General features: G+C 71.3%; 17 protein-coding genes and 1 pseudogene. 9 read left to right on the top strand and 9 right to left on the bottom strand.

All coding sequences use genetic code 11. The features are described 5' to 3' along the window. Window positions 1-93 precede the first annotated feature (93 nt). Window positions 94-495 (bottom strand): peptidase inhibitor family I36 protein, encoded by a 402-nt coding sequence (locus tag ACN269_RS01690; RefSeq protein WP_421470654.1) that lies wholly within the window; start codon window positions 493-495, stop codon window positions 94-96. 185 nt (window positions 496-680) lie between these two features. Between ACN269_RS01690 and ACN269_RS01685 the strand changes: the two genes are divergently transcribed. Next, window positions 681-3518: an AfsR/SARP family transcriptional regulator gene (locus ACN269_RS01685; RefSeq protein ID WP_421470653.1), complete on the top strand. Its 2838-nt coding sequence runs from the start codon at window positions 681-683 to the stop codon at window positions 3516-3518. A gap of 33 nt (window positions 3519-3551) precedes the next feature. Here the strand turns inward: ACN269_RS01685 and htpG are convergent, their stop codons facing one another. Then, window positions 3552-5468, bottom strand: a complete 1917-nt coding sequence (gene htpG / locus ACN269_RS01680; RefSeq protein WP_421470652.1) for a molecular chaperone HtpG — start codon at window positions 5466-5468, stop codon at window positions 3552-3554. Between the two features lie 190 nt (window positions 5469-5658). On the opposite strand from htpG, the gene ACN269_RS01675 reads away from it, so the two are divergent. Further along, window positions 5659-6357: an SDR family oxidoreductase gene (locus tag ACN269_RS01675; RefSeq protein ID WP_421470651.1), complete on the top strand. Its 699-nt coding sequence runs from the start codon at window positions 5659-5661 to the stop codon at window positions 6355-6357. 72 nt (window positions 6358-6429) lie between these two features. Here the strand turns inward: ACN269_RS01675 and ACN269_RS01670 are convergent, their stop codons facing one another. After that, complete coding sequence (locus ACN269_RS01670) at window positions 6430-8187, bottom strand: M28 family peptidase (protein ID WP_421470650.1); 1758 nt, start codon at window positions 8185-8187, stop codon at window positions 6430-6432. 205 nt (window positions 8188-8392) lie between these two features. Here ACN269_RS01670 and ACN269_RS01665 point away from each other — a divergent pair, with 205 nt between their 5' ends. Together ACN269_RS01665 and ACN269_RS01660 are read left to right on the top strand one after the other, a co-directional pair. Next, entirely contained in the window at window positions 8393-11173 is a 2781-nt protein-coding gene (locus ACN269_RS01665; protein WP_421470649.1) for an ATP-binding protein, read from the top strand. A 311-nt stretch (window positions 11174-11484) separates the two neighbouring features. Continuing rightward, entirely contained in the window at window positions 11485-11628 is a 144-nt protein-coding gene (locus tag ACN269_RS01660) for a hypothetical protein (RefSeq protein WP_421470648.1), read from the top strand. A gap of 329 nt (window positions 11629-11957) precedes the next feature. Here the strand turns inward: ACN269_RS01660 and ACN269_RS01655 are convergent, their stop codons facing one another. After that, window positions 11958-12158 (bottom strand): hypothetical protein, encoded by a 201-nt coding sequence (locus tag ACN269_RS01655; RefSeq protein ID WP_421470647.1) that lies wholly within the window; start codon window positions 12156-12158, stop codon window positions 11958-11960. Between the two features lie 925 nt (window positions 12159-13083). Here ACN269_RS01655 and ACN269_RS01650 point away from each other — a divergent pair. The 3 genes from ACN269_RS01650 (at window position 13084) to ACN269_RS01640 (ending at window position 15475) form a co-directional block, all read left to right on the top strand. Further along, window positions 13084-13389, top strand: a complete 306-nt coding sequence (locus ACN269_RS01650; RefSeq protein WP_421470646.1) for a hypothetical protein — start codon at window positions 13084-13086, stop codon at window positions 13387-13389. 1567 nt (window positions 13390-14956) lie between these two features. Then, entirely contained in the window at window positions 14957-15082 is a 126-nt protein-coding gene (locus ACN269_RS01645) for a hypothetical protein (protein WP_421470645.1), read from the top strand. Window positions 15083-15214: 132 nt separating this feature from the next. Then, window positions 15215-15475 carry a hypothetical protein gene (locus tag ACN269_RS01640; RefSeq protein WP_421470644.1) on the top strand — a complete coding sequence of 87 codons (261 nt, stop codon included), beginning with the start codon at window positions 15215-15217 and terminating at the stop codon, window positions 15473-15475. A gap of 64 nt (window positions 15476-15539) precedes the next feature. On the opposite strand, the gene ACN269_RS01635 is transcribed toward ACN269_RS01640, so the two are convergent. Together ACN269_RS01635 and ACN269_RS01630 are read right to left on the bottom strand one after the other, a co-directional pair. Beyond that, a complete protein-coding gene (locus tag ACN269_RS01635; protein ID WP_421470643.1) occupies window positions 15540-15764 on the bottom strand; it encodes a helix-turn-helix transcriptional regulator in 225 nt (74 codons plus the stop codon). 635 nt (window positions 15765-16399) lie between these two features. Then, window positions 16400-16537, bottom strand: coding sequence for a hypothetical protein (locus tag ACN269_RS01630; protein ID WP_421470642.1), 138 nt, complete (start codon window positions 16535-16537; stop codon window positions 16400-16402). A gap of 139 nt (window positions 16538-16676) precedes the next feature. On the opposite strand from ACN269_RS01630, the gene ACN269_RS01625 reads away from it, so the two are divergent. Beyond that, window positions 16677-17000, top strand: coding sequence for a hypothetical protein (locus ACN269_RS01625; RefSeq protein WP_421470641.1), 324 nt, complete (start codon window positions 16677-16679; stop codon window positions 16998-17000). Window position 17001: 1 nt separating this feature from the next. Here ACN269_RS01625 and ACN269_RS01620 read toward each other — a convergent pair. The 3 genes and pseudogenes from ACN269_RS01620 to ACN269_RS01610 all read right to left on the bottom strand — a co-directional run. Next, window positions 17002-17408 (bottom strand): annotated as a pseudogene (locus ACN269_RS01620) (transposase); the annotation flags it as partial. A gap of 105 nt (window positions 17409-17513) precedes the next feature. Beyond that, window positions 17514-18275, bottom strand: coding sequence for a hypothetical protein (locus tag ACN269_RS01615; RefSeq protein WP_421470640.1), 762 nt, complete (start codon window positions 18273-18275; stop codon window positions 17514-17516). Further along, window positions 18272-18772, bottom strand: coding sequence for a SigE family RNA polymerase sigma factor (locus tag ACN269_RS01610; protein ID WP_421470639.1), 501 nt, complete (start codon window positions 18770-18772; stop codon window positions 18272-18274). Before ACN269_RS01610 ends, ACN269_RS01615 begins: the two co-directional genes overlap by 4 nt. 140 nt (window positions 18773-18912) lie before the next feature. On the opposite strand from ACN269_RS01610, the gene ACN269_RS01605 reads away from it, so the two are divergent. Beyond that, entirely contained in the window at window positions 18913-19731 is an 819-nt protein-coding gene (locus tag ACN269_RS01605) for a DUF3152 domain-containing protein (RefSeq protein ID WP_421470638.1), read from the top strand. The last annotated feature ends 4 nt before the right edge of the window (window positions 19732-19735 follow it).

The following is a 19735-nucleotide window of genomic DNA, read 5'->3' as shown; positions in this document are numbered from 1 at the left end:
GCGCCGGCCGGAGTCCCCGTGACTCCGGCCGGCGCCGCGGTGCCCCCACGGGTGCGGCTGCGCTGGTGAGCCCCGTCCAGCGCAGCCGACGGATCAGCAGACCCGGACCGCCTCGATCCGCTTGTTCCAGGTCCCCCCGATCGCGGCCGAGTCGTACGCCAGGTTCGCCCGGTAGCCGTAGGCGTGCTGGTAGCCGAGCAGGCCGGTGGCGTTGGCGTTGTCCCAGAAGGTGGAGACGGTGCCGGACGGCCGGTTGTTGATGATCGACTGAGTCTGGTTGCGGAAGTACGAGGGCAGCGTGACGTCCTTACACCAGTTGTACGGCCCGTCGAGCAGGAAGATGTCGCCGCTGAAGTTGGCCCCGGAGTACAGGCAGAGCAGACCCGACGGGCAGGCGTAGTTGGCTTGGGCCGGGCTCGGGGCGACGCCGAGTGTGGCGCCGACGGCGACCACGCCGAGCAGCGCCGACGTGAGCCTTCGCAGAGCAGTTCGCACGATGATGACCTCCGGTGTCGTCACGACCGGAACCGGCCGTGAGTCGAGTTGCTGACATCACGTTGATCGATGTCCTTGTGCCAACGATGATCTGCGCGGAAGGTCGACGAATTCCTGCCGGAACCTCAATCCGGCTGTCGCGGGGGTGCCGGTGGGGCGACCGGCGGTACAGCGGATGGCGGATCATGGAGATTCGGATCCTCGGGCCGGTCGAGGTCTGGGCGGACGGCCGTCCGGTCGAGGCCGGGGCGGCCCGCCAGCGCGCCGTCCTGGCCGCGCTGGCGGTCGACGTGGGCCGACCGGTGCACCTGGACGCTCTCGTGGACCGGGTCTGGGGCGACGCGTCGCCGCCGAGGGTTCGCCACAACCTGCACGTCTACCTCGCCCGGCTGCGCCGCGTGCTGGCCGATGCGGGCGCACCGGACGTGCTGGCGCGACGGTCGGGCGGCTACCTGCTGGACGTGCCACCGGAGACAGTGGACGGCCCGCACTTCGACGCGCTGCGGCAGCGTGCCGACGGGCTGCCCGATGGGAACCCGGAACGGGTGGAACTGCTACGCCGGGCGCTTGAGCTGTGGCGCGGCGAGCCGCTGGCCGGGCTGCCCGGCGAGTGGGCGGCCCGGGTCCGGCAGGACTGGCGCCGCCGGCACGTCGACACCACGGTGCAGTGGGCCCGTGGACTGTTGCGAGGGGGCGGGCCGGATGCGGCGATCGATCCGCTGACCCGGCTCGCCGAGGACCACCCGCTGGACGAACCGGTCGCCGCCGTGCTGCTGCACGCGCTGGCCGCGGCCGGTCGGGGCGCGCAGGCACTGACGTACTACGCCCAGCTGCGGGACCGGCTCGCCGACGCGCTCGGCGTGGACCCGGGCGTCGAGCTTCGCCAGCTGCACCAGGCCATCCTGCGCGGGGAGATCACCGTACCGAAGCCGGAGGTGTCCCCCGTCCCGGCCGTCGTGGGCATCGTCGCCCCGTCGCGGCCGGACCGCCCGATCCCCGCGCAGTTGCCGTCGGATGTCCGCGGCTTCGCCGGGCGACGTGTGGAGCTGGCCCGCCTGGACGCGTTGCGGGCGTCCGCCGAGGATCGGCCCGGGGCCGTCCCGCTGGCCGTGCTCTCCGGAGCGGGCGGGGTCGGCAAGACGGCCCTCGCCGTGCACTGGGCGCACCGGGTCGCCGGGCACTTCCCGGACGGGCAGCTCTACGCCAACCTGGAGGGCTACGGCCACAGCGGCGTCGTCCGAAGCGCCGAACAGGTCGTCCGGGGTTTCCTGGCCGCGCTCGGCGTGCCGCCGCGCGAGGTGCCGGCGGACGAGCAGGCGCAGACCGCGTTGTACCGCAGTCTGCTCGCCGGTCGGCGGGTGCTGGTGCTGCTCGACAACGCCCGGGACGCCGCGCAGGTACGGCCGCTGCTGCCGGGCACGGCGAGCTGCCTGGTGCTGGTGACCAGCCGGGACCGGCTCACCGGTCTGGTGGCCACCGAGGGCGCCGAAGCGGTCGTACTGGACCTGCTCAGCGCCGAGGACGCCCAGGCCCTGCTGTACGCGCGGATCGGGGCGCGGGCGAGGGCGGAGCTGGCCGCCGTCGACGAGCTGGTCCGACTCTGTGACCGGCTACCGCTGGCGCTGGTCGTGGTGGCGGCCCGGGCGGTGGTCCGGCCGCAGCTGCCGTTGGCCGAGTTGGGCGCGCAGCTCCGGGCCGGCGGTCGGCTGGACGGGCTCGACACGGGCGATCACGACAGCAGCGTGCGGGCGGCGCTGTCCTGGTCGTACCGGCTGCTGTCGGCGCCCACCGCGCGGCTGTTCCGGCTGGTCGGGGGCAGCACGGACGTGACGGTGAGTACGGCGGCCGGCGTCAGTCTCGTCGGTGCCGGCCGGCGGGCCGTCCAGGCGGCGTTCGCCGAGCTGGCGGACGCGCACCTGATGCTGGAGCGCGCCCCGGACCGGTACGCCATGCACGACCTGTTGCGGGCATTCGCGGCCGAGCTGTCCGCCGAACACGATCCGGCCGGCGACCGGGCCGAGGCGCGCGGCCGGCTCTTCGACCACTACCTGCACAGCGCGCACGCGGCGGCCGTGCTGCTGCATCCGCACTGGGATCCGATCACCCTCGCACCGGCCGTGGCGGGCGTACGGCCGGAGAAGTTCGGCGACCATGACGAGGCGGTGGCGTGGTTCACCCGCGAGCGCGACGTGCTGATCGCGCTCGTGGAACGGTGCGCCGCCAGCGGGGCCGACCGGCACGCCTGGCAGCTCGCCTGGAGCCTGACGAGTTTCCTGGACCGTCAGGGTGGCTGGCACGACCAGCTGGCGGTGCAGCGTACGGCGTTGGCGGCGGCGCGACGCGGCGGGGCGGTGGTCGGGCAGGCGCACGCCCACCGCAGCCTGGCGCGGGCGCAGGCCCGCCTGGGCCGGCTCGACGAGGCGCCCGGTCAGCTGGAGCGGGCGCTGGAGCTCTTCCGCGAGCTGGGCGACCTGGCCAACCAGGCGCACACCTGCCTCGACCTGGCCGAGGTGGCCGACCGGGAGGGCCGGCGTGCCGAGGTGGTCCAGCAGGCCGAGGCGGCGTTGGCGCTGTACCGCGAGGCGGGCCACCGCTACGGGCAGGCGATGGCGTTGAACGCGGTCGGCTGGTACCGGGCCCAACTCGGCGCGCACGACACCGCGGTCGAGGCGTGCCAGCAGGCGTTGGAGCTGCTGCGTGAGTTCGACGACCGGCAGGGCCAGGCGCCCACCTGGGACACCCTCGGCTACGCGCAGCACCGCGCCGGACGTCCCGCGGAGGCGGTCGTCGCCTACCGGCACGCGCTGGCGCTGTACCGGGAGTTCCAGGACCGCTACTACGAGGCCGACACGTTGGGGCATCTGGCCGAGGCGCAGGTCGACGCGGGCGAGCCGGCGGAAGCGGCGCGGAGTTGGCGGACCGCGCTGGGCATCCTGGAGGAGCTCGGCCACCCGGACGCCGCGGCGGTCCGCCGACGGCTGGCGGACGTCGACACACCCGGCCCGGCCGGCGGGGCCCGCTGAGCGGGCGGCCCGCCGGCCGGGAGGGTCGAGCGGTTACAGGGTGCGCGCCAGCCGGTCGGCCAGCGTACGGGTGAACTTGGCCGGGTCGGCCAGCTCGCCGCCCTCGGCGAGGACCGCCAGGCCGTACAGCAGCTCGGCGGTCTCGGTCAGGGCCGGACCGGAGTCGCCCTGCTCGTGGGCCTTGCGCAGCCCGGCGACCAGCGGGTGACCTGGATTGATCTCCAGGATCCGCTTGGTCGAGGGGACCTCGTGCCCCATCGCCCGGTACATCTTCTCCAGCGTCGGCGTGAGGTCGTGCGCGTCACCGACCACACAGGCCGGTGAGGTGGTCAGCCGCGACGACAGGCGGACCTCCCGGACGCTGTCGGCCAGGGTCGTGCCCAGCCAGTCGACAAGCGCGGCGAACTCCTGCCGCTGCTGCTCACGCTCGGCCTCGGCCTGCTGCTTCTCCTCGTCGGTGTCCAGGTCGACCTGACCCTTGGCGATCGAGCGCAACGGTCGGCCGTCGTACTCGCCGACGCGCTCGACCCACACCTCGTCGACCGGGTCGGTGAGCAGCAGCACCTCGTGCCCCTTGGCCCGGAACGCCTCCAGGTGCGGGGAGTTCTCGATGGTGGCCCGGGACTCGCCGGTGGCGTACCAGATGTCGCTCTGGCCGTCCTTCATCCGCGAGACGTAGCCGGCCAGGTCGGTGGGTTCCGCCGCGTCGTGGGTGGACGCGACCGACAGGATCTCCAGCAGGGTGTCGCGGTTGTCGGTGTCGTCGATCAGCCCTTCCTTGACCACCGCGCCGAACTCGGTCCAGAAGGTGCGGTAACGCTCGGCGTGGTTGGCCTTGAGGTCCTTGACGGTGGCGAGGATCTTCTTGACCAGGCGGCGGCGGACGATCTGGATCTGCCGGTCCTGCTGGAGGATCTCGCGGGAGATGTTCAGCGACAGGTCGTGGGCGTCGACGACGCCCTTGACGAAGCGCAGGTAGGTGGGGACCAGCGCCTCGCAGTCGTCCATGATGAACACGCGCTTGACGTAGAGCTGTACGCCGCGGCGGCCCTGCGGGGAGAACATGTCCAGCGGCGCGTGGCTGGGCAGGAAGAGCAGCGCCTCGTACTCGAAGGTGCCCTCGCCCTTCATGTGCACGACCTCGAGCGGGTCGGCCCAGTCGTGGCTGACGTGCTTGTAGAACTCGTTGTACTCGGCGGCGTCGACCTCGTCGCGGGGACGTGCCCAGAGCGCCTTCATCGAGTTGAGGGTCTGCACCTCGCTGGTGGGCGGCTCGCCCTCGGCACCCGAGCGCTCGACGGTCATCCGGATCGGCCACGCGATGAAGTCGGAGTAGCGCTTGACGATCTCGCGGATCGTCCACTCGGCGGTGTAGTCGTGCAGGTTGTCCTCGGTGTCGGCCGGCTTGAGGTGCAGGGTCACCGAGGTGCCCGCCGGTGCCTCCTCGACGGACTCGATCGAGTAGGTGCCCTCGCCGGTGGACTCCCAGCGGGTGCCGCCGGTCTCGCCGGCCTTGCGGGTCAGCAGGGTGACCCGGTCGGCGACCATGAACGCGGCGTAGAAGCCGACGCCGAACTGCCCGATCAGCTCCTGCGAGGCGCGGGCGTCGGCGGATTCGCGCAGCTGACGCAGCAGCTCGGCGGTGCCGGACTTGGCGATCGTGCCGATCAGCCGGACCACCTCGTCGCGGGTCATCCCGATGCCGTTGTCCCGGACGGTCAGCGTGCGGGCGTCCCGGTCGACCTCGATGGCGACGTGCAGGTCGTCGGTGTCGGCGACGAGATCCTTGTCGACGAGCGTCGCCAGCCGCAGCTTGTCCAGGGCGTCGGACGCGTTCGAGATCAGTTCCCGCAGGAAGACGTCCTTGTTCGAGTAGATCGAGTGGACGACCAGCTGCAGGAGCTGACGCGCCTCGGCCTGGAACTCCAACGTCTCGGCCTGGTTGCTCACACCGTCTCCCTTCTCGGCTCGTGGGGGTTCGCGCAAAGGATACGAGTCGTCACCGGTGGGGGTGTGTGCGCCTCCGGGTCGTATTCCCGATTCCCCTCCGCCCGTCGCGTGAGTTACCTGACTTTGCTTGACAGAAGTCAGCCGGATAGCGTTTCCGTCGACACGTCGCCACGACCCCTGGAGCAGTCCCATGAAGATCGCTGGAAGCACCGCCCTCGTCACCGGCGCCAACCGGGGCTTCGGCCGACACCTGGCCGCCGAGCTCGTCGCGCGTGGGGCGACGGTCTACGCCGGCGCGCGCAACCCGGACAGCGTCGACCTGCCCGGCGTGACGCCGGTCCGGCTGGACATCACCGACCCCGCCTCGGTGGCCGCCGCCGCGACGCTGGCCGGCGACGTGAACCTGCTGGTCAACAACGCCGGCATCGACAGCCGGGTGGACCTGCTGGAGGGTGATCTCGACCTGATCCGGCTGGAACTGGAGACCCACTACGTCGGCAACCTGTCGATGATCCGGTCCTTCGCGCCGGTCATCGCCGGCAACGGCGGCGGAACCATCCTCAACGTGCTCTCCGTGCTGTCCTGGGTGAATTTCCCCCTGCACGGCGCGTACGGCGCGGCGAAGTCGGCCGAGTGGGCGATGACCAACGCGCTGCGCCTCCAGCTCGCCGAGCGGGGCGTCCGGGTCGCCGGCCTGCACGTCGGCTACATGGACACCGACATGGCCGCGCAGGTCACCGGCCCGAAGTCCGACCCGGCGGAGATCGCCCGGATCGGCGTCGACGGCATCGAGGCCGACGCGTACGAGATCGTCACCGACGACATCAGCCGGAAGGTGCAGGCCGGGTTCGCGGGCGGCGTCGCCGCGCTCTACCCGCAGCTTCCCTGACCGCTCCCCCACCGCCGAACGCGACGGGCCGCCGCCGGAAACACCGGCGGCGGCCCCTGATCGGGTACGGTGTCAGCTGGCCTGCAACGTCACGTCGTCGATCACGAAGCTGGTCTGCAACGACGAGTCCTCGGTGCCGGTGAACTTCAGGGTCACCGTCTGCCCGGCGAACCCGGCCACGTTGAACGTGCGCTGGGTGTAGCCCGAGGCGGCGTTCAGGTTCGAGTACGTCGCCAGGGTGGTCGAGCCCACCTGCACGGTGAGCTTGTCGTACGCCGTGGAGCTGGTCGTCTCGGCGGTGTCGATGTGCAGCCAGAACGACAGCGTGTAGCTGGCGCAACCGGCCGGCACGGTCACCGACTGGGACAGGGTGTCGGTGTGGGTGCTGCCGTACCCGTCGAGCCACGCCTTGTACGACCCGGTCCGGGCCGGCTGTCCGCTGGAGTTGGTGATCACGCCGGAGGAGGCGGTCCACGGCGTAGTGCCGCTCTCGAAGCCGCCGTTGCCGACCACCTGCCCGCCGGCACAGCCCCCGGTACCGGTCACCGTCAGGGTGAGGCTGGCGGTCCGGGTGACCGAACCGGTGCCGGTCACCGTGACGGTGACGGTGCCGGTGGCGGCGCTGGACGAGGCGGTCAGCGTCACCGTGGCCGACCCGCCGGAGGTCACCGACGACGGGCTGAACGCCACGCTCACCCCGCTGGGCGCCCCGGACGCGCTGAGGCTGACCGTCTGCGCTGAGCCGGAGGTGGTCGCGGTGCTGACCGTGGCGCTGGCGCTGGCGCCGCGGGCCACGGTGATCGCGGTGGGGCTGACCGCGAGCGAGAAGTCGTTGGTCGGGGTGCCACCGCCCACGGCGAGCTGCCACAGCGCGTACGCGACGCCGTCCGCGGCCCGGTTCAGCACGGTGGCGCTGACGTTGGCGGTGGTGTCGCAGGACCGGTGGTAGCACGGGTCGTACGCCGCGTTGGCGGTGCCGCCCCACTTGGCCGCCTGGCTGCTGGTCTTGCGGGCGCTCGCGCCCGCCGCGTACCCGGAGGTGGGGATGCCGGCCTGCTGGAAGTAGTAGTCGTCGGAGCGGCCCTGACCCTCGACGTTCTCCTCCGGTTGCAGCCCCAGCGAGTCCCAGTACGCCTTCAGCGGCGCCGCCGTGGTGGAGCTGACCCGGTTGATGAAGTAGCCGCCGTTGGTGGAGCCGACCATGTCGAAGTTGTAGTAGCCCTTGATGTAGCCACGCTGGGTGGAGTTGAGCGAGTTGACGTAGAAGCGGGAGCCGTTGAGCCCCTGCTCCTCGTCGGTCCACCAGGCGAACCGGACCTTCTTCGTCATGGTCGGGTTCTGCGCGGCGAGGACCAGGGCGTTCTCCAACAGGGTGGCCGAGCCGGAGCCGTTGTCGTTGATGCCCGGACCGGCCGAGACGCCGTCCAGGTGGGCGCCGAACATGACCACCTGGTCGGTCGGACCGCCGGGCCACTCGGCGATCAGGTTGTTCGAGGGGTACGTGCAGCTGGAGCAGTACTGCTCGGTGACCGTGTAGCCGGCCGCCTGGAGCTTGCCCTTGACGTAGCTGAGCGAGGCGGTGTAGCCGGCCGATCCGGCCCGCCGGTTACCGCCGTTGCTGCTGGCGATGGAGTTGAACTGGGTCAGGTGCGCCTGGACGTTGCTGACGGAGATGTCCGGCGCCGCCAGGACGGCGGCGGACGCGGCGATCGGCCGGGCCGCTGTCGTCGCGGCGGACGGTGACGCGGTCGCCGGCTGGGCGGCCAGCGTCACCGTCATCCCGGTGAACACGGCGAGCGCGATTCCCGCGCTCAGCGTTCTGCCTCTCATGGGGGCTCCTCGGGGGTTGGAGAGATAACCGAGACACTTACAGAGATCTATGTCTGTGACATCGGTCGTTCGTCCCGAACCCCCGCCCGTTAGACGGTGGGTACCGGCGTCAGCACAGGTGAGTAGAGGTGCCAGGATGGGTAGGTAACGCCAGCAGGGGTCGTCGGGCCCGGAACGGGGGGCTAGCGATGAGGCCGGGTCGAGCGTGACACGACCCCGCACCGACCTGTTCGACAACGGCGGGGCCACCGGGCGGCTGATGGCGGAGCTGGACTGGGCCGACACACCGCTCGGCGCGGTGACCGACTGGCCACAGAGCCTGCGCTCCGCCGTACGGGTGGTGCTCTCCTCCCGCTACCCGATGCTGCTGCTCTGGGGCGACCGGTTCTCGCAGCTCTACAACGACGCGTACTCGGCGCTGATCGGCGACAAGCACCCCGGTGCGCTGGGCGACGACGTGCGGGTGACCCTGGCCGAGGGCTGGGACGTCCTCGCCCCCCTGATCGAGCAGGCCATGGCGACCGGGGTGGCCAGTTGGGTACCCGCCCTCCAGCTTCTGCTGGAGCGCGCCGGCTACCGCGAGGAGGCCTACTTCAGCGTCTCGCACGCCCCGGCCCGCGACGACGACGGCCGCACGGTCGGCGTACTGACGGTGTGCAGCGAGGTCACCGAACAGGTCGTCGGCGAACGGCGACTGCGGCTGCTGCGGGACCTGTCGCTGCGCGGCGACGGACGCACCGTCGACGTGGACGCGACCTGCGCGCGGCTGATCGACGCGATCGGCGGCCACTCGCTGGACGTGCCGTTCGCCGCGATCTACCTGCGCGACGGCGCGACCCTGCGGCGGATCGCCAGCGCGGGCGGCGACCCGGGCCAGACCACCGTCGCCGGGGCGCTGCCGGCCGTCGTCGACCTGGCCGACCCGGCCCCGACGGCCCGCGCGTGGGCGCTACCGGACGCGGCGTCGGGTCGACCCACCGACGTGACCGGCCTCGACGAGCGGCTGTCGCTGCCCGCCGGCCCGTGGGGTGACCCCGCCCGCGCCGCGCTGGCCCTGCCGTTGCCCTCGGTCGCCGAGGACCAGCCGCTCGGCGTCCTGCTGGTCGGCGTCAGCCCCAGCCGGGCGTTGGACGAGGCGTACCGCTCCTTCTACCAACTGCTGACGCAGCAGGTCTCGGCGGCGGTGCGCAACGCCCAGGAGTACGAGCGCGAGCGCCGCCGGGCCGAGACCCTGGCCGAGCTGGACCGGGTGAAGACCGCCTTCTTCACCAACGTCAGCCACGAGTTCCGTACGCCATTGACCCTGATGCTCGGACCGCTCGCCGACGCCCTCGCCGACACCGCCGCGCCGCTGGCGTCCCCGCAGCGGGAGCGGGTCGAGACTGCCTGGCGCAGCGCGACCCGCCTGTTGACGCTTGTCAACAGCCTGCTCACCTTCTCCAGCCTGGAGGCCGGCCGGGCTCGCAGCGACGCCCACGAGGTCGACCTGCCCGCGCTCACCGCCGAGCTGACCAGCGTCTTCCGGGCCGCCGTCGAGCGGGCCGGGCTGACCCTGGAGGTCGGCTGCCCGGCGCTGGCCCTCCCGGTCACCGTCGACCCGGTCAACTGGGAACGCATCGTCACCAACCTGCTGTCGAACGCCCTGAAGTACACGTTCATCGGTGGCATCCGTGTCGCCGTGGACGCCGACCACGACGAGGTACGCCTGACCGTCGCCGACACCGGCATCGGGATCGCAGAGGCGGACCTGCCGAAGCTCTTCGAGCGCTTCCACCGGGTGCAGGGCGCACGCTCGCGCAGCCACGAGGGCACCGGGATCGGCCTGGCCCTGGTGAACGAACTGGCCCGGCTGGAGGGCGGCGAGGTCCGGGTGGCGAGCCGGGTGGGCGTCGGCACCACCTTCACCGTGGCCCTGCCCTGGTCGGCGGCACGGCGCACGGCGACGACCGGTCCGTCCCCCGAGGGGCTGGGCGATTCGGCACGCGCCGCCGTCCAGGAGGCGGCGGGCTGGTTGACCGACCCGGGCGAGGGCGTCGCCGAGCCCGCCCCGGCGCCCGGCCCGGCCGCCGACGAGCTGGCCGGGGCACGGATCCTGCTGGCCGACGACAACAGCGACATGCGCGCGTACCTGAGCCGGCTGCTCGCCGCGCAGGGCTGGCGGGTGCGGTCGGTCACCGACGGCCGCCAGGCCCTCGACGCGATCCACCGGGAGCCGCCGGACCTGGTGCTCACCGACGTGATGATGCCCGGGCTGGACGGCTTCGACCTGGTCCGCCGTTTGCGCGCCGACCCCGCGACCCGGTCGCTTCCGGTGCTCGTGCTCTCCGCGCGGGCGGGCGAGGAGGCCAGCGTCGCCGGTCTGAGCCTGGGGGCCGACGACTACCTGGTGAAGCCGTTCGCCGCCGCCGAGCTGATCGCCCGGATCCGGACCGCCATCCGCCGCGCGCGCACCGAGGTCCCCGGCGACGACGGGCCCGCCCCTGCCCGGCCCACGGCGATCGAGGTCCAGCCCGGTCCGAGCGTGCCTCTCGTGGATCGCGTCGCCGAGCCCGTGACCGGCGATCCGGCCGGCACGTCGGCGGCCGACACGTCCGATGACGCCAGGCTCGGCGAACGGCTGGACGAGCAGTGGACGTACCCGTCGGTGCCCACCTCGGCGGCCGCCATGCGCAAGGACGTCCGGGTGGCGTTGGACGACCTGGACGTCGACGGGGAGGTGGCGGAGGATCTGCTGCTCGCCGCCTCCGAGGCGATGAACAACGCCGTCGAGCACGCGCAACGACCCAGCCGCCCCGAGGTGCGGGTCCGGCTCCAGGTGGGCGACGCGCTGGTCCGGATCTCGGTACGCGACTTCGGCACCTGGCGGGACCGTCGACCGGCCATGGACCGGGGGCGCGGCGCGCTGCTGATGAACGCCTACGGCGACGTACGACTCGTCTCCACCGGCGAGGGAACGACCGTGACCATCGAACGCCGACTGAGCTGAAACCGGGCGACCGGTTCGGCGTGTGTCACCACGCAACTAAGGCGGGTATAAATCTTCCGGCGCTGACCTGGGAAGACTGTCCAATCAGTCCATATGAGGACTGGATATGGGGCCTGAGCTGGGGAAACATAGATCATCAGACTAGCGGCTAGACCCAGAAGCGGCTAGGGTGAGACACGCGAGCGATGCTCGCCGGTCCCACGCAGAAAACCGGATGGCACCCGGGGGCCGGAGGCACTTTTGGCCCCATCCCGCGCGCCGGTTAGCCAGCCGGAGGCACGCGCAACACTCCAAGATCCTGGAGCGTTGTCGTGTCCACTGAGACCGCAGCCAAGCGCGCCGCGCGCACCCTCACCCAGCGCACCACGCCGGAATGGCGCAAGGAGCGCGCCCGCAAGGCCCACCTGGCGTCCTGCGTGGCCGCCGTGGTGGAGCAGGCCCCGGAGCTGACCTGAGCAGGCCGCAAAGCTGCGCGCCATCTTCGCTACCGCCGCCGGCTCCGCCGGCCAGCGGACCGCTGCCCTCCCTGGCCGCCATAGCTGAGCCAGCAGGAAGGAGCCCCCGCCGTAGCGGGGGCTCCTCGGTGTCAGACCTGGTTACCCCTGGTTGCCCCACGGGGCAACGGAATCCCCAGACCATGGGGCATCTTCGCCTGGTTGCCCCGGTTGCCCCCGGAGATAAGGCCAACGGACCCGGAGGAAGGATCTACAGGAAGTGGTGGTGTTGCAGGATGAAGTTGTGGGTGAAGCCGGGGCCGGAGATGAACTCCGGCCCCGGCTCCGTGCTAGCTGCGGCGCCGGGCGGGCCGCTTGCGGAGCACCACCGCGATGGCACTGATGGCCGCCAGGGCAACCCCGCCGATCGTGGTGATGGCCACCTGGGCAATGCCGCCCAAGTCCGGCCCGCTGAGCTGGACGATGTAAACCAGCGCGCCGATGGACAGCGCCGCGATCAGCACAAGCGCGCCGATCAGGACGTGTTCCACGCCGCCGCCGGTCTCCCCGGTCTGGCGCTGCCGGGACCCTCTCGTTACCGTGGTCACCTGGTGTCGTTCTCCTTCATGTAAGTCCCTGCCAGGACGTGGTGGATGCGACCGTTCAAGGCGGCCCCTGGGTTGCAGCCCAGGGGACCCGCCGCCTTGACCTGGGGCCCAGGCTGGTTGCTTTCGCAGGACTGTATATGTGCGACAGGACAATTCGGGACTGTGCGGCTCGTGCACTGTGGGCCCACGGACCTGCCCACAGCCATCCACAACCCCAGGCTGCCCAACTTGCTCAGTCCGGCTGTTCTCGGAGGACTGTATCGGCGGTAAATCGGCGGCTCCACCGTCCGCGCCGACCGTCGTTCCGCCTGGGCCGCCTCGATCGGTGCAGTTGGGCACCCGCCACAAGACATCCACCCTGCTCAACGGCGTGCGTTCTGGCTGCTCAGGCCGCTTGAAGTGCTTGCCGAGGATGTCGCGGTAGCTGGCGGACCCGCCTTCCCGGCGACCGGAACCGTGCCTCAGATCCACCGCTTCCGTGAGGGTGCCGAAGGTTGGTTTTTGTCGGAGACCTCCTTCTGCGCATACGCGTACGCGTTGTGTAGGCCGGGCCGCGCGAGTCCTCACAGAAGAGGTTGAACACGCTGGTCGGGCAGGAAGGCCACCCTGTGGCCCCGCCCGAAGACCTTCTTTTTCAGGTTCAGGTAGGTGCTCCGGTACGGGGCGACCCGCGACCAGGCGGCATCCATGCGGAGACGTCGTCGCCGTGCAGTGGCGCTACGCCCGAAGTTGCTGCCGGTCTGCACGGAGGGCAGCACTGACTCTCCCCGGCGGTCGTGTTGCGCGCCACATCGGTTCTTCAGTACCTGCCCGTTGTTCGCCAACGGTCTGCACAAAGTGCGTCTTGCCGGTGCCGTAGTCACCGACGATGACCACCCCCAGCCCGGCCGCACATAAGAGTCTCCAGCGCATCCCCGCCCAGGAGGCGGACACACTCCGCCGCCAGTCGGAAGCGCGCTTCAACGGCTGGATGCGCCGGGCCGATGTCCTCCTGTCGGCGGAGGACCTGTCCATCCAGGACACGGTGAAGGTCCTGGGTCTTCTCCTGTCCCTGGAGCGGGAGAGGGTCCAGCTTTACGGCCTCCGACTCCCCTCCGCCGTGGTGGTCCAGCATGAGCTGGGTCCTGGGACCCAGGACCTGATGGGTCCGGGTAGACCGGGGGTCCAGCGATGAGCCCTCTGAAGCTGGGACCTGGGTCCGGGGCCTCCCGCCTCCTGGGTCCGGGCCACGCCTAGGACCGCTGTAGGACCCGCCGGGTCCCGCTGGGTCCCGCTGGGTCCCTCCCGGGTCCAGGAGGTCCCCGGTGAGCGCGCGGCGGTCCTCCGTCTGGTCGAAGATGCCGCCGCCCGACTGGCTGAAGACCCACGGGGTCCTCAGGTCCTTTCCCGGGTCCGCCCGGTGACCGACCGGCAGGCCCGCTGTCCGGAGTGCGTCCAAGGGGCCGCCCTGGCCGCCATGGCCCGCCTCCGTGGAGAGGATGAGGCCTGGTGACCCGCAACGAAGAGGCCGCGAAGGCTGCCGCCGGCTGATGCTGACCGGCGGCCAGGAGGAGCCCACCCAGGAGCCGGAGGGCTTCGGCGCTGGCACCACTCAGGAGACCGGCCAGGAGGGGGCGGCATCCCTCCGCTCAATGAGGCACTGAGGGCCCTTGGTAACGATCTGTTCCCAACGCCCAGCGCACGCCGTCGGGCCATGCTCGGACTGAAGGAGAGCAACTGATGATCAAGGATGGGCGGGTCCGATACTCCCCGGAGCTGGGCGTCTGGACTGTGAACATGAGGGGATGACCGCCGTGTCCCCCGCTCAGGCGGAGAAAATCCTGGGCTGGTCCCTGTTCCAGGCCAGGGAGACAGGAAGCGGCCTGGAGGGTTGCACGTGGGACCCCGGGGACCAGTACTGGGACGGCCCTGAGCGCAGGGTCCCCACGTCGCCGCACGCCCACCCCGTGGCCCAGACCCGGGGCGCGGACATCCGGCTCATGGTCATTGGCACGGCGGGCAAGTGGCGGTGGCCCCCGGGACCGGCCAGGAGCACCAGGGCCGGACGTGTCCGCTCCGCAACGTGGACGGTAAGCACCGGGCGAAGGAGCTGGTGGAGCGCGGCGGCCTCACAGAGTTGTGGAATCTCACCGCGGCCTTCCCCGCCGGAGCCGGCCCGCTTCAGCCGCTGGCGGACGGTGAGAAGGCCCCGGAGGTCTGGGAGCCGGAGCCGGTCCGCTTCAGCGCGGCGGGCCTGCACGTCAGCGTCCCCGGTCGCCACGTTCACCCCGCCGTCCAGTCCGCCCTGGCCGCATACCGGGACCTGTCGCTAAAAGCGGTGGAGCTGGACCGGGAGGCCAGGGAGTCCCAGGACCGGGCCGCCAACGTTCCGCGTGATCTCCGCCGGGAAGCCGCTCAGGCCGCCATCTCTGGCCGCGCCACGGACGCCGCGAAGGCCGCCCAGTCCATCCGAGACCTGGAGCTTGAGGCGGAGGCCGCGAAGGCGGTACCCCAGGGCACGGAGGACTCCCTGGAGGCGACCCAGGCCGCGCTGATCCAGGCGGTGACCGCCAACCGGGCGGAGTGGCTGGCGTACCTGGGCGGCCAGGGGCGGGCCGCGCTGGGCCGGCTGGACGCCGCCCTGGCCGCACTGGACGCCGCACTGAGTGATCTGGTGGCCTTGGACACGATGCGGGCCAACGTGGAGCAGCCCTTCCACGCCCGACAGGTTCTTCGCCCAGGGCTCCACGCTCTCCGGTCAGGTGAACGCCTCGCGGGCCGCCACGCGGGCGGTCCGGGAAAAGGTGGCGGAGACGCTGGCTCCGCTGTCCCGCTACGCCACGGAGCCGGTGGCGAAGGCGGCCAGGAGGGTGAAGGCCGCCGCCTGAGCCCTGTACGGACTACGGCCCGCCCTCTGGTCTACAGGGTGGGCCGTTCCGCGTCGTCCACCCGACACTCCTCATGCGGCCCGCTCCTGGCCGGACAGGATCGCGTAACGGTCGCACTACGGAGGGACAGACATGCCGAAGGACTACACCAAGCTTGCTTCGGACTACCTAGACGCGGCAGTCCGGATGACTGAGAAGATCCGGGATCCCGATGCGGACTACTACCTCCGGTACGGGCAGGCTCTCGCCAACCTGGCCGTGGCATGGGAGCTGAGGAAGCTTCGGGAGGCCATCGGTGGGATCGAAGACGCGCTGGAGGACCAGGACGGGCACGGAGTCGGGACCCACGTAAGGCACGCGGCCGAGTACCTGGAGAAGATCGCCAAGCAGTGACCCCGTACGGACTACGGCCCGGACCAGGCGGTCCGGGCCGTTCCGTGTCTGCTTTCCTGGCCGCTCAGCTCTCCGGCGGCGGTGGTTCGTCCGCTCCCCTGGCTTTCCACGGCTGGTGATCGCTGATCCAGCGCTCCACGTCCTCCACCAGCCAGACGGTCCCGCCGGCTAGGTGATCGAAGGGCTCCGGGAAGTCGGGTCGGGTGGTGAGCTGGACTACGCGGACGCGCGAGACGCCCAGGCGCTCCTGAAGCTCCGCGCTCCCGTACAACCGCCGCTGCCAGGCCATCTCCTGAGCATCACCACGACACCCCCTTCCGAATGTGAAAGCCCCCGTTAGGTCACCTGTAAGCGCTGCTCAGTGCAGTCTTTAATACATAGACAGGCCACTTACATACTTGACAGGGGCAGCGGTATCGGGTCCCCTGGACGGGCAACACACCGGGTAGCGGTCCGGGTACGTGAGCGGGGCTCCGTGCCCGGACCTGCCATTTCAGGAGGTGGAGCCGTGCCGATGGACGAAGGCCCCGTGACCCCCGCGCTGGTCCTCTGGACCGCCAAACGGGTGATCACCCAGCACGCAGAGACGGCCAACCCTTACCGCGCCACCGGGACGTGCGCCCAGTGCTGGGACGCTGGTTGCGACATGCTGAGTTGGGCCATTGGTGTGGTGAAGGCCCACCGCCTGGCCGCCACCCCCAGACCGTGATGGAGCGGGAGGTCCCCCGGGAGGTCTGGGTTCCCCGGCTGGCCGCGTGGACCGTCGCTGAGCACCAGGAGGCCCGCTGTCCCCGGTGTCGGCCGAGCGGGTGCCGGTCGCTGGACTGGGCCCGGGACCGCCTGGAGCGGTACGCGACACCTACGCCCGGCCAGTCCTGATTACGGCTTGGAGCGTTGACAGACCTCACTGCGCGCCGGGAAAACTCACCCCTTGCCGGGCGTGAGCTTGAACGCCAACATGACCCGGCGTAGGACCACCTCTAGCTCTCTCCGGTCCTCAGCGGAAAGCTGGGAGGTGGTCTCCGTCAGCATCCGGTTGAGCTGGCTGGCGAGAGGATGCATCGGCGAGGGTGCCGCAGGTAAGGGCTTCCCGGAGTCAGGGAGCAGGCCCACCACCACGTAGAGCGCGGCTAGTGCCCTGACCACTAACGTTCACCGGCTGGGGACCGGTGGCTCGCTTGGGCTCGAGTAGCCTCGGCGCGTGGAGGATCGCGAACAGTACCTGCAATATCAGCAGGACCGAACCGTGCTTGCGGCGATCGGTGCTCGTCTCGATCCCGAAGTCAGTCGGCTCAGTGTGCGGTTGCCTCGGTCGCTGGCCGAGTCAGCCGTCGCCGCCTGGAATCGCGAAGAGCTGGGCGGGATCGGCGAGGAGAGCCGCGAAGAGTACGAACTGCGTGACGATGCCGCCGAACTGGCCTTGATCGGTCTGGCGATCGGTGAGCGCGGCGTACGCGATGGTGAGGACGTCGTCGTCGACCTGGATGTCGTCCAGGTCGCGGCCGCGTTGCGGGCCGCGCGATAGGTCAGGCCGCGGCAGCGAGGGGTCGTCCACCCCAGCGAATGCCCTTCTCACTCCGGATGCGGGCACGTTCACGCCGTTTCGCGGCCAGGACGTCGGGGTGGCGGGCGATGGCGTGCGCCACCGCAGGCAGGCCTGCAACCGTCGGGGCAGCGCCGGGTGGTTGGGGTGGTTCGAGCCGGCGATGACGAAGGTACGCAGCGGCCCGAACTGGGCCTCGATCGGGTTGGCCCAAGAGGCGTAGGTCGGGGTGAAGCACAGTTCGACCTTGTTCCGGGCCGCCCATGCTCGGATCTTGCGGCCTTTATGGGCGGACAGGTTGTCCAGGATGACGTAGATCGGCGCCCCGTCCGGGCGCGCAGCGCGGATCGACTTGAGCGCGGCGAGGCTATTCGCGGCGCTCTTACGCCGTCAGGAGGAGGCGGACTACCGTACGGCGCGCGTCGGGGCTCAAGGCATCCCACGCCTTCTCCACGTCAGCCGCGCTCACCAGCTCGTGTCACCGCTGTCCCGGGATTAGAGCCGGCGACCCGCGCCGTCGCGGGCGACGATGCCGTCCAACCGCTCCCCCGGCGCGAGGGTGGCCGGATCGAACCAGAAGATCACGACCTGCTTGTCGAGACTCCAGCGCGCCAGCGTGGCGTCGACCTGCCGACCGTCGACCGTGCCGGTGATCCGGGCCGCCGGGCCGACGAAGTAGCCGAAGGTGGGCACCGGGAAGACCGACTCGCTCTCGTCGTACCCGATCTGGTGGAAGCCGGGGCTACGGTCGGCGCCGTCGATGTCGTTGACCAGGATGTCCGTGCGCACCGTTCCGTCCGCGGCACGGCGACCGGCGGCCAACCCGATGGTCACCTTGGGCGCACCCGGGACCGTCACCGCGACCACGAAGTAGACCCGCCGGTCGGTGCCGCTCCCTGTTCCGGAGTCGATCACCTGACCCAGGGGCTTCGGATCCGGAACGCCACGAGCCTTCGTGGGCGGTGGCGTCGACTCGTCCGACATCACCGCCGTCGTCGGCGCGACACCGGCCGGGGGCGAGGCCACGGTGACCGGAGACGCGGGCTCGGCCGGCGCGGGATCGCGCGACCCGCTCGGGTCCACCGTCACCGCGGTGACGGCGACCAGCCCGGCCGCGAGCGTCGCCGCCGCGGCCCCGGTCACCCGCCGACGGGTCCGCAGCCGCCGGCCGTCCCGCATCACCCGGGCCAGGTCGATCACTGCGTCGGGGCGTTCGGTCGCCCGCATGGCGTCCCGGAGCCGATCCAGCTCGCTCATCGGCGCGCCCCCTCGTCGGTGGTACGCGGCGCGGCGGTGCGCAACTTCTCCAGAGCCCGTGAGCTTGTGCTCTTGACGGTGCCCACGGAAACGGCGAGTTCTCGGGCCACCTGCGCCTCCGGCAGGTCGAAGTAGTAACGCAGCACGACGATGGCCCGCTCCCGAGGGCTCAGCGCGCCGAGGATGGCGACCAACCAGCGCCGGGTGGCCACGTCGTCGGCCACGTCACCGTGTCGCTGCTCCGGCACCTCGTCGGTCGGGTACTCCCGCAGCGGCCGTCGCCACCGGTCCACCAGGTGGTTGACCAACGTGCGCCGCGCGTACCCGTAGGCGTCGTCGTCGTGGATCCGTGACCATGACGCGTACGTGCGGACCAGCGCGGTCTGCGCGGCATCCTCGGCCTGGTGGTGGTCGCCGGTCATCAGGAACGCGGCGTGCACCAGCCGCGCGGACGCCGCCCGCGCGAACTCGACGAACTCCGCGTCACCCCGCGCCACCGCGCACCCTCCCCCGTGTCACATCACCTCAGACGGGTACGACCGCCGAAAGGTTGAGATCCGGATCACTTCAACTTTTCGTCGCCAGGACCCGTCTTCTCCTGTGCGCGCGCCTCCAGGCGGTGCGCGAGGGGAGAGACATGTCGACGAAGGGTACCCGCCGGTGGCATCTGGCCTCGGCGGCGTCACTGTTGGCGGTGGCGCTGCTCACCGGGTGCACGGGACCAGCGGCCGGGCAGCCCGGCGGTGACCCCGCCACCGCGCGACCCGGTGGCCAGGCCTCGAGCCGGCCGACCGGCGTCGGCATCCTCGGCACCCGCAGCACGCCCGACCGCCCGGTCAGCTATCCCGCCACCGGCGGCAACAGTTGGACGACCGCCGCGGCCGAGACGACGCGTGGCGGCGCGGAAGGCGGCACGCTGCTGCGCTACCGGGTCGCCGTGGAACGCGACATCAGGGGTCTCGCGGCGGGTGACATCGCCACCGCGATCACCGCGACGTTGAACGACCCGCGCGGATGGACGGCGGGCGGGAACTGGCGGCTGCGGCGGGTGGGCGCCGACGATGCGGCGGATTTCACCATCTACCTGGCGACCCCCGGCACCCGCGACACCCTCTGCCAGGACGTGCCGGACGGCTACACGTCCTGCCGCAACGGCAACAAGGTGGTGCTGAACGTGGCGCGCTGGGTGTCGGGCGTGCCGAACTTCGGCGCGAGCCTGACCGTCTACCGGCAGTACATGGTCAACCACGAGGTGGGGCACCGGCTCGGGTTCGGCCACGAACGCTGCCCGGGAGCGGGCCGGCCGGCGCCGGTCATGCAGCAGCAGACGTTGGGCCTGCACGGCTGCCGTGCCAACGCGTGGCCGTACCCGAACGGCGGGACCCGCTACCACGGCCCGTCCGGGGCGTACGACGACGCGATCCCCCGGCGCGAGGGCGCGTACCCGAAGCACTGAGACC

Origin of the sequence: Micromonospora sp. WMMD736, assembly GCF_049179015.1 — a bacterium.
GTDB lineage: Bacteria > Actinomycetota > Actinomycetes > Mycobacteriales > Micromonosporaceae > Micromonospora.
Note: the sequence above shows the minus strand (reverse complement) of the source record. Positions and strands in the feature narration are given on the sequence as shown.